Source organism: Planomonospora antibiotica, assembly GCF_014647955.1.
GTDB classification, from domain to species: domain Bacteria; phylum Actinomycetota; class Actinomycetes; order Streptosporangiales; family Streptosporangiaceae; genus Planomonospora; species Planomonospora parontospora.
Genome location: NZ_BMQE01000120.1, coordinates 1 through 2,609 on the forward strand (window position 1 = coordinate 1; position 2,609 = coordinate 2,609).

At 68.1% G+C, this 2,609-nt stretch carries 3 protein-coding genes; 1 reads left to right on the forward strand and 2 read right to left on the reverse strand.

The window, feature by feature from the left end:
* Positions 1-638 (forward strand): GGDEF domain-containing protein (locus IEZ06_RS35620; protein ID WP_229799161.1); only part of this gene is annotated, 638 nt, incomplete at its 5' end.
* Positions 639-786: 148 nt separating this feature from the next.
* Here IEZ06_RS35620 and IEZ06_RS35625 read toward each other — a convergent pair.
* Both IEZ06_RS35625 and IEZ06_RS35630 read right to left on the reverse strand, forming a co-directional pair.
* Positions 787-1,701 (reverse strand): LysR family transcriptional regulator, encoded by a 915-nt coding sequence (locus tag IEZ06_RS35625; RefSeq protein ID WP_189241075.1) that lies wholly within the window; start codon positions 1,699-1,701, stop codon positions 787-789.
* A 144-nt stretch (positions 1,702-1,845) separates the two neighbouring features.
* Positions 1,846-2,541: an IclR family transcriptional regulator gene (locus IEZ06_RS35630; protein WP_229799163.1), complete on the reverse strand. Its 696-nt coding sequence runs from the start codon at positions 2,539-2,541 to the stop codon at positions 1,846-1,848.
* Positions 2,542-2,609: the final 68 nt, after the last annotated feature.

A 2,609-nucleotide genomic window follows, 5' to 3' on the forward strand; every position in this document is an offset into this window, starting at 1 on the left:
CACTCCCCTTCATGGAACAAGATCCATTGTCAGGGGTGTCCACGCCGAAGGGGGAGCCTCAGGCGATGACAGATCCCCTGATCGGCCTGGCCAACCGGGCCCATCTGACCGAAGTGCTGTCGCGGGCGCTGGCGCGCTCAGCCCGCTCCGGCCAGAGCGTGGCCGTCCTGCTGACCGATCTCGACGGGTTCAAGCAGGTCAACGACTCGCTGGGCCACCAGGCCGGCGACCAGCTCTTGGTGGCCTTCGGTCGGATGCTGCGTCGTGCTGTGCTCGGCTCCGATGTCGTCGGGCGGCTCGGCGGGGACGAGCTCGCGGTGGTGCTGCACGGCATCGCCGCGCCGCAGGACGCCGAGACCGTGGCACAGCGCCTCCTGGCCGAGATGCGGCAGCCGGTCATGGTCGGTGACGCCGTGCTGCAGGTGCGCGGCAGCATCGCGCTGAGCGGCCCTGGCGAGCTGAATCTCGACGAGCTGATGCATCACGCGGACATGGCCATGTACCGGGCCAAACATCACCTGGGCGGTGGCTGGTACCGCTACGGTGCCCCGGATGTCCGGGGTCTGCCGGACTCCGGCCGACCTGACGACGAGCGTTGCGGCGCCCTTCCGTCCGCGGACGGGCGAGCACTGCTGTGACGATGCCGTCTCCTCCGGCCGGAGTCTGGGCGTCCGCGGCCCGGTAGATCCAGAAGCGGGCCGTTCGTCGTCTCTTGACGGCCAGGGAGCGTTCCGAAGAGCGACGGCCTTCAGAGAAGCCCGGGAAGCTTCTGACGGGTGGAGCGGCTCACTGGCGCTCCACCTTTTTGCCGACCTCGACGAGGACTTCGCGCAGCCACCGGTGCCCCGCGTCGGCCTGATGGACCGCATGGTACCAGAACGCCTCGATGACGGGTACGGCCTCATAGGGGCAGGGCAGGATCTGGAAATCCTCCAGTCCTGCCAGCCGCAGGGCCAGCCGTTCCTGCAGCAGACAGATGCGCCTGGTGCCGGCGACGAGGAACGGCAGGGACTGGAAGTTCTCCACCACGATCTCCACCTGGGGCTCCACGCCGAGCATGTTGAGCTGCCGTGCGGCTGAGGCGATCGCGGTCGGGCCGCGGAAGGTCACCGCCCAGGGAAGCTCCCGCAGGTGGTCCATGGTGATGCCGTCGCGCAGGTCGGGATGGTCCCGGTCGGCGATGATGACCCACCTGTCGGTGTAGACGTCCACCGCCGGATGGGTGGAGATGAAACCGTGCGGCATCAGCAGGCCGTCCACCGAGCGCAGGGTGGTATCGATGTCGTCGACACGCGGAACGTTGATCTGCAGGAGTCGCAGGCGGACGCGGGGAGCCTCGCGATCGAGGGTGCGCATCAGCTCCCCGCCCAGGACGGTCAGCACGTAGTCCGAGCTGATCAGGGTGAACTCGCGGTCGCTCGTGGCGGGGTCGAAGTCAGGCCTGGCGGAGAAGACCCGATCGACGACGTTGACCGCCAGCGCTGTCGCGTCGATCAGCGAGGCGGCGAGCGGGGTGAGTTCGAAGCCGTTGCCGACGCGCAGGAGCAGTTCGTCGTCGAAGTGGCGGCGCAGTCGGCTCAGCGCCGCACTGGTGGCCGGCTGGCTGAGCCCGATCCGCTGTCCCGCGCGGGTGACGTTGCGCTCCTCCAGGAGCGCATGCAGCGTGATCAGTAGGTTCAGGTCGAGGCTTTCCAGTCTCATCCGTGCTCTCCGGATTCATCTGATGAATACGCTCCTCCAATTTATCCACTTCCCAAATTCGGCAATTTGTCGGACTACGTATGGGGCGCCGTACGCCGCTCCTCTCATCCGGGACGTCACCGGCCAGGGTGGTCAGCCGATCCGCTACAGCTCGATCTGCTGTAGCAGGCCGGCTTGCACGTCGAGCGCGCGGCTGAGAGCCATCCCGGTGATCTGCAGGGACCGGACCAGTGACCAGGCGTGCTCGTCGTTGGGCACCACCAGGCCGAGTGCGGCGACCACGCGCCCGGCCACCCGCACCGGCACGGAGATCCCGGTGGCGTTCGGGCGGATGTGACCCGGGCAGAAGGCGAACCCGTTCCGGCGCACCTCGGCGAGGGCCGCGCGCAGGGCTCGCTGATCGGTGATCGTATGCGGGGTGTAGGCCTGCAGAGGTCCGCGCAGCACCCGGTCCCTGACGTCGGCGGGCGCGTGCGCCAACAGGACCAGACCCGCCGATGAGGCGTGCAGCGGCAGCCGCCCACCGATCTGGGTGACGGTGACGACCGCGCCGGGTGCGATGAGGCGCTCGACGAACAGCACCTCCTCGCCGTCGAGGATGCCGAGCTGCGCGGAGTGGCCGACCACGCTGTGCAGGTCGCCCATGAACTGCATCGCGGTCTCCCTCAGCGTACGTACCGGTGAAGCCCGCTGGGCCAGCTCCCACAACCGGTTCCCGATCCGCACCCGACGCTGTTCGTCCCGGGCCAGCAGCCCGTGCCGGGTCAGCTCTTCCACCAGGCGGACGGCGGTGGCCAGCGGCAGCGCGGCTCTGCGGCTGATCTGGCTCACCGTCAGCACCGGCTCCTGAGAGGGCTTTACGTGAGCCGAAGTCTTTGATGTCACAGTGTGATCGATTGGATTTGTAT